General features: G+C 68.2%; 6 protein-coding genes. All 6 read left to right on the top strand.

Annotation, left to right across the window (positions count from 1 at the left end):
• Nucleotides 1–2,645: LuxR C-terminal-related transcriptional regulator (locus AB0D04_RS27850; protein ID WP_362708562.1), on the top strand; the 2,645-nt coding region annotated here is incomplete at its 5' end.
• 145 nt (nucleotides 2,646–2,790) lie between these two features.
• Nucleotides 2,791–4,536, top strand: a complete 1,746-nt coding sequence (locus tag AB0D04_RS27845) for a hypothetical protein (protein WP_362708559.1) — start codon at nucleotides 2,791–2,793, stop codon at nucleotides 4,534–4,536.
• 96 nt (nucleotides 4,537–4,632) lie between these two features.
• On the top strand, nucleotides 4,633–5,070 hold the full coding sequence (locus AB0D04_RS27840; protein WP_362708556.1) for a hypothetical protein: 438 nt from the start codon (nucleotides 4,633–4,635) through the stop codon (nucleotides 5,068–5,070).
• Nucleotides 5,071–5,186: 116 nt separating this feature from the next.
• Nucleotides 5,187–5,510: a hypothetical protein gene (locus AB0D04_RS27835; RefSeq protein ID WP_362708553.1), complete on the top strand. Its 324-nt coding sequence runs from the start codon at nucleotides 5,187–5,189 to the stop codon at nucleotides 5,508–5,510.
• Nucleotides 5,483–6,493, top strand: coding sequence for an RHS repeat-associated core domain-containing protein (locus AB0D04_RS27830; RefSeq protein WP_362708573.1), 1,011 nt, complete (start codon nucleotides 5,483–5,485; stop codon nucleotides 6,491–6,493). Before AB0D04_RS27835 ends, AB0D04_RS27830 begins: the two co-directional genes overlap by 28 nt.
• Nucleotides 6,475–6,990 carry a hypothetical protein gene (locus AB0D04_RS27825; RefSeq protein WP_362708550.1) on the top strand — a complete coding sequence of 172 codons (516 nt, stop codon included), beginning with the start codon at nucleotides 6,475–6,477 and terminating at the stop codon, nucleotides 6,988–6,990. The genes AB0D04_RS27830 and AB0D04_RS27825 overlap by 19 nt, the downstream gene beginning before the upstream one ends.
• The last annotated feature ends 110 nt before the right edge of the window (nucleotides 6,991–7,100 follow it).

Raw genomic sequence — 7,100 nt, 5'->3', positions numbered from 1 at the left:
AGACGGACCGGGGCCGACCCGAAACCGACGGCCGCGCCCGGCTCTTCGAGCTCACCGTCCGCCTCCTGGAGCGCCTCGCGGCGGACCGGACCCTCATCCTGGCCCTGGAAGACCTGCACTGGGCCGACCGCTCCACCCGCGAGCTGCTCAGCTATCTGCTGCGCGCCCTCATCGGCAGCCGCCTGCTCATCGTCGCCACCTACCGCTCCGACGACCTGCACCGCCGCCACCCCCTGCGCCCCGCCCTCGCCGAGTACGAGCGCCTGCACTCCGTCACCCGCCTCCCCCTGCCCCGCTTCGACCGCACCGAGGTCCGCCGCCAACTCGCGGCCATTCGCGGCGAGCTCCCGGCCGAGCAGGAGCTCGACCGGGTCTTCGCACGCTCCGAGGGCAACGCGTTCTTCGTCGAGGAGCTGGCCTCCAGCCTCCTCGAAGGCTTCCCGGGCGGCATCAGCGACTCCCTGCGCGACCTCTTGCTGGTCCGGGTCGAGGCGCTGCCGGACGAGGTGCAGCGCGTGGTGCGGATCGTCGCCGAGGGCGGCTCCGAGGTGGAGTTCCGCCTCCTTGTCACCGTCACCGGCCTTGCCGAGGACGAGCTGATCGAGGCCCTGCGATCCGCCGTCGGCGCCGCAGTCCTGCAGCCGTACGACGAGGGCGAGTCCTACAGTTTCCGGCACGCCCTGATGCGCGAGGCCGTGGCGGGCGACCTGCTGCCCGGTGAGCGCTCCCGGCTCAGCCGCCGCTATGCGGAGGCGCTGGAGGCCGACCCCACGCTCGTACGGTCCGAGGAGCGGGCCGGGCGCCTCGCCGGCTACTGGTTCGGCGCCCGTGACCCCGCTCGGGCACTGCCCGCCGTGATCGCCGCGGCGGCCGCAGCCCGCGGCCGGCACGCGTTCGCCGAGCAGCACCAACTGCTTGAGCGGGCACTGGAGCTGTGGGAGGACGCCCCCGAGGAGCTGCGCCGCAAGGCGATGCGGCAGGGCATGGCGGACGGCTTGTGCCTGGCCGGCTACCCCGACATTCCTGGGGACCTCGTGGACCTGCTCGCCGCGATCACAGTCGCCGCGCGTCTCACCGGAGAGCGGGAGCGGGCGCTCGCCCTCTGCAAGCGGGCGTTGCGCAAGCTGGCGGGCGACCCTCTGCGTGCGGCCTGGTTCTGGATCGAGCGCTACCAGCTGGTGCGCGACTTGTCCCGCTCGGACGGCTGGGACGAGATCGCCCATGCCCAGAAGCTGGTGAAGGGCCTGCCGCCGTCCGTCGTGCACGCCGATGTACTGACGTATGCGGCGCACTGGTACATCGTGCACCGGCCGGCGCCGAGCGCGCACGAGACCGCGGAACAGGCGGTGGAGCTCTGCCGGATCACGGGCGCCGAGATCACCGGACTCGCCGCGCGGCACACCCTGGCCTGGCTCACCATCCACTCGGGCAACGTCGAGGCCGGGCTCGAGCAGGCCCGCGACGTGTGCGCCAGGGACCTGGAGCCGGGCAACGCCAACGTAGTGCTGCGTGGCTACGGCAATCTGTCCACGGCGCTGCACGGCCTCGGCCGCTACACCGAGGCCGTCGAGACTGCCGAGCAGGGCAGTGGCCTTGCCGAGCGGCACGGGCTGCCGAATACCGCCTCGTACATCGACAGCAACCTCGCCGAATCCCTCATCCACCTCGGCCACTGGGCCGACGCCGACAAAGTCCTCGAGCGGGCCCTCGGCCGCCGCGGGGTGAGCGCCCGCATCCGGGCGCTGATCGCCGAGCGGAGGGCCGAACTGGCCCTGGCCCGGGGAGCGTACGACGAGGCCCGGCGCTGGATGGAGAAGACCGACAGCAGCACCACCGGCCCTTACCCGGAGCCACAGCACACCCTGGCCATGGCCCGCATGACCATCGCGCTGGCGGCCGCCGACGGCCGCATCCTCGACGTCCGCTCCCTGCTGGATACGGCGGTCGGCGAGGCCATCCCCTTCGGCCACCACCGCTACGGCTGGCCCCTGTTGTACGAGGCCGCGACGGCGGAAGCGCGGGCCCGCGGGCTCGCGGTGGCCGGGCCGGGGCGCGCGGCGGCGGTGGCGCGGATCCGTGAGGCGATGAAGGGGCAGCCCCAGTTCGTACCGCTGTGGGCCGCGCAGGCCCTGATGATCGAGGCCGAACTGCTCACCGTCGAGGGCCGGGACGCCACCGCCCGCTGGACGGAGGCCGTGGCTGCCACCGAGCAGCTGGAGGCCCCGACGCTCCTTGCCACTGCCCGGCTGCGGCTCGCGGAGGCGCTGATCACCCAGGGTGGTGCAGGGCCCCGCGGTGCGGCCGGCGAGCTGCTGCGGCAGGCCGAGGCGGTGGCGCGCGACTTGGGCGCGGCGCCGCTCGAGGCGGAGATCGTCGCGCTGGCCCGCCGTGCCCGGATCCCGCTGCGGCAGGCCGACGACAAAGCGGCCCCGGCGCCGGGGGCGGCGCTGGGGCTGACCGAGCGGGAGCGGGAGGTGCTGCGGCTGGTCGCCGCCGGGCGCAGCAACCGGAAGATCGCGGAGGAGCTGTTCATCTCGCCGAAGACGGTAAGCGTGCACGTCTCCAACATCCTGGCCAAGCTGGGCGCTTCAGGCCGAGGGGAGGCCGCGATGATCGCGCACCGGCTGGGGGGCTTCGACGAGTGACACTCTGCTGAGGTGCACAGCTTGGTGGGGTCCACGAGCTCCGCCCCCGGACCCCATCAGTCAGCCGATCTCCAGCCGCAGAATGCGGTCGTCCTCCTCGCGCGGGTCGCCCTGGGACGCCGCTGCCCGAGCGGTCGAGGGCGTCATGCCGGCTGGCGGGAACGACGGTTGCGGTCCCGCGGAGCGAGCCGCGGCAGCAGCTCGGCCAACTGGGGTCCCGGAATACGTCAGAGACGTCGGCGTCAAATGCGATGCGACCCCCAACCGCTCCAAGGACGTCATCTCCGACACCCGTACCGCGTACGACGACGGTGCTTACGGCGCCGCGCCCGGCAAGGGTGACGCGACCGCGACGGCTCAGCTGAAGAAGTACGACGGCGCCACCGCGATGTATCTGGAATCGAGCGCCACCTACGACGCATACGGCCGCCAGCAGACCGTCACCGAACTGTCCGCTGACCTCACCAGCACGGGTGGCAAGAGTCCTTCGCGTACCGAACGCACCGACGGTCTGACCACCAGCACCGTCTATTCACCAGGAACTGGGCTTCCCACAAAGATCACCAAGACCAGTCCACCCGCCACACCTGGTGACAGCACATCGGCCCAGACCACCACCACGGAGCTGGACCCTCTGCGCGGACAGACCGCAGCATCCGTCGACACCAACGGCAAGCGCACCGAGTTCCGCTATGACGCCTTTGGACGATCCTGGATGCTCTGGCTCGCCAACCGCAAGACCACCGACCTGCCCAACTACCAATTCAATTATTACGTCGAGGAGGGCAAGCCCACCGCGGTGGCAACTCGTACCCTGAACCCCGTCGGGGACAGCCAGGTCACCTCGTACACCCTCTACGACGGGCTCCTGCGCGCCCGCCAGGTTCAGGCGCCCGGCCCGGAGGGCGGCCGGTTGCTGACCGACACCTTCTACGACCCACGAGGGCTCGTGACAAAGACCTTCGCGCCTTACTACACCACTGGCAGACCCGACCGCTTGCTCTTCACACCCGACAATGCCCTGAGCGTCGAGAGCCAGACCTGGAAGCCATACGACGGCCTGGGCAGGGAAACCGAGTCCCGCCAAGTCGCTGGGAACGGGGACGGCGGCAAGATCCTGGCCGCAACCCACACGACGTACGGCGGCGACCGCACCACTGTGATCCCGCCCACCGGCGGGACCGCCACCACCTCCCTCACCGACGCCCGTGGCCACACCACTGAGTTGCGGCAGCATCAGAACGCGTCGGCGGAAGCCCCGTATGACACAACCCGCTACGTCTACACACCGGCGGGCAAACTGGCCAAGGTGACCGACCCGACGGGCAACATGTGGACCTACACCTTCGACCAGCGCGGCAACCAGGTGGCGTCCACCGACCCGGACAAGGGGACCACCAAAGCCACATTCGACGACCGGGGGCACCAGACCAGCAGCACCGACAGCCGCGGAGTCACTCTCGCCACCACCTACGACGGACTCGGCCGCACGACCACACTCCGGGACGACACCGCGGACGGGGCTCTCCGCGCCAAGTGGGTCTACGACACTGTCCCCGGCGCCAAGGGGCAACTCGCCGAGTCCACCCGCTTCGTCGGCGGACAGGCATACACCCACAAGGTGACGGCTTACGACCGGCTCTACCAGCCACAGCGAACCGCCATGGTTGTCCCCGACTCCGAGGGAAAACTCGGCGGCACCTACCTGGACGACACCGGCTACTACGCCAACGGCCTCGTCAAGAGTGCGTCCTTCTCCGCGGCCGGGGCACACCCGGGCGGCAACTGGACCACAACATATGAGGACGACACGCTGCGACCGATCGCTACTTTCGACGGGCAAGGTGTGCGCGCCGATACCTCCTACAGCTACACCGGCCAACCGCTGTAATACCGCCTCGGTGGCACGGGAAGTGCCGGCGGCGGCAAGAAGATCCAGATCACCAACACCTATGAGTGGGGCACCGAACGACTGGCCACCACTCGCGTGGACCGGCAGGACATCGCGGGAGTCGATAAGTTCGCGAGCTATGGCTACGACCCCGCGGGCAACATCACCTCGATCTCCGACGTCTCACGCTCAGGTACCGACACCCAGTGCTTCACCTACGACTACCTGAGGCGCCTTACCGAGGGATGGACACAGGACGAGAAGGCCTGCGCCGGAGCACCCGCCAAGGACCACATCGCAGGACCCGCCCCCTTCTGGCAGTCCTACGCCTACGACAAGGCGGGCAATCGCACCGCCCGCACGGACCACGCTCCAGGTGGTGACACCACCAAGGAGACCAAGACCAACTACACCTACGCCGCCCCGGACGGCCGCAGCCACACGCTCTGCTGTCCACCAGAACGGACGGCGACGAGACCTCAGCGAACTCCTACGACTATGACCCGGCAGGCAACACGACCAGCCGTCAACTGAGCAGCAACAAACAGACACTGACCTGGGACGCCGAAGGCCATCTGGCCAAGGCAACCACCGAAGGTCGCGCAGCCGAGTCCGTCGAGTACGTCTACGACGCAGACGGCAACCGCCTCATGGCACGCACCCCCGACAAGACCACCCTCTACCTCGGCGACAAGACCGAGATCAGCCTCGCCAAAGGCGCGGAGAGGCCCGAAGCGACGCGCTACATGCCCCTCGGCGGTGGCCACCAGGCAGTCCTCGCCGACGACGGCAGCTACACGATCACTCTCGCGGACCACCACGCCACGGGCCAGCTCGCCATCACCACGAACGACCTGGCGATGGTCCAGCGACGGGCTCTGCCTTCGGCAGCAGTCGAGGCGACAGCCCCAAGGCGTGGCCCGGAAGCAAGGGTTTCGTCGACGGCATCGACGACACCGACATCACCGGCCTGACTCACCTCGGAGCACGTGAGTACGACCCGGAAACCGGCCGCTTCCTCTCCGTCGACCCGGTGATGGACCCATCCGACCCGCAGCAGATGCAGGGTTACGCATACGGCAACAGCAATCCGGTCACCAACGTGGACCCCGACGGCCGTCAGGTCCTGATGCCCGACGGACTCGGCCACGGCGTATCGAACGGCAAGATATCCGGCTGGCCGCCGCCCGGCCGCAGTGGCGCCGGAGGCGGGTCGTCGTACAGCACCTACGAGCAGGCCAGGACGGCGATGTGGAGCCGGGGTCCGACCGGAACCCAGTTCACGAAGTTCAACATCGGCAAGGGCGAAAACCGAGGCATCATCATGGTGCGTTACTTCATCCACACGTACGACGCCATGCGCGTGGTCCCGGGCACCGCCCTCCTCCTGGGAGACAACAGATCCTTCTCCCTTGCACCCGATACCGACGCTTACCGCATGGTCCTCTTCTGGGACACCGCGTCCGGGGACGTCACGTTCAAAGTGTCGCCCTCACACACACCGCCCCGGGACACGGAGATTTCGAGCTACGCCCAAGGGGGCGGACGAGCCCCCATTCCGGTTCATGTTCCCTCAAAGATGCTGCCGGCGAACCCGCTGTATCTGAACATGGCGTCCTGGAAAACGATCCTGGGGCGGAACATACTGAACGACAACGGCTCTGACTCGGACGCCCTCAGAGTGAGCGTTCACGGAGTCCAGCCTGTGGCGTCTGTGGGTGCCGTGGACAACTCACTGGAGATCAGTGCGACTCAACACTCCGTTGGCGTGGCGCGTTCAGGTAACGCATACCCGGACTTCGAGGTCGTCCAATATCGCGATGCGTGGAGCGTGAAGAGCATCGCGCGCGACGAAATGGCCAACGAGGATGGCTACGATGCCGTCGACGGATTCCCGGGACGTCAGTTGATCAATAACCGTAAGTGGATCGACGGAAAATGCGTACGGAGTTGCTGAAAGTGAAGAAAATTTCCCAGGGAGTGGTTGCGGATTCCACGGCTCGTTGGCTCGTCCGCTGCGGGGTCCGGTATGCGATCACCTTCGTGGCGGGATGGCTTCTTGTTTCAGCGCTGGCTGAACGCCCTCTCGCTTCGACGACATCAGAGTTTTCCACGCGTCTTCCCTTCTGGGAATCTTTCCTGCGCCTTGCGGCCGACGGGTGGCGGCCGTTGCTGATGCAGGGATGCCAGTCCCTGTTCATCCTGGGATTGACCGCCCGTCACAGGCATAAGGAGACACCGGTATCCTTCAGGCTCCGCGCGTCGTTCCTACTCCTCATCCCGTTGTGGTCATATCTCTTCTTCACTCCGCCCAGCATGCTTCTGGTCATGGTGGCTGTGCAGGTGGTGTTCGGGGCACTGATCATGCCGCTGAACACGAAGCGGCGATCGAAGCGCGGCAGCCAGGAGAGCGCCTCTCCTGGCCTTGCTTGGCCGGGAGCGCCGGACAGCTGACGGCGAGGGCCCCGCACAGGGCTGTTGTGCGGGCGGGGGTTACGCGACGCCGAAGAACACGCTGCCCGTGCCCCCCAGGTTGGGGGAGTGGAAGTACGCGTTGATCGCGC

The sequence above is a fragment of the Streptomyces sp. NPDC048483 genome, from assembly GCF_040651455.1.
Classification (GTDB): Bacteria; Actinomycetota; Actinomycetes; order Streptomycetales; family Streptomycetaceae; genus Streptomyces.
This window is presented reverse-complemented; position numbering and strand designations above follow the sequence as displayed.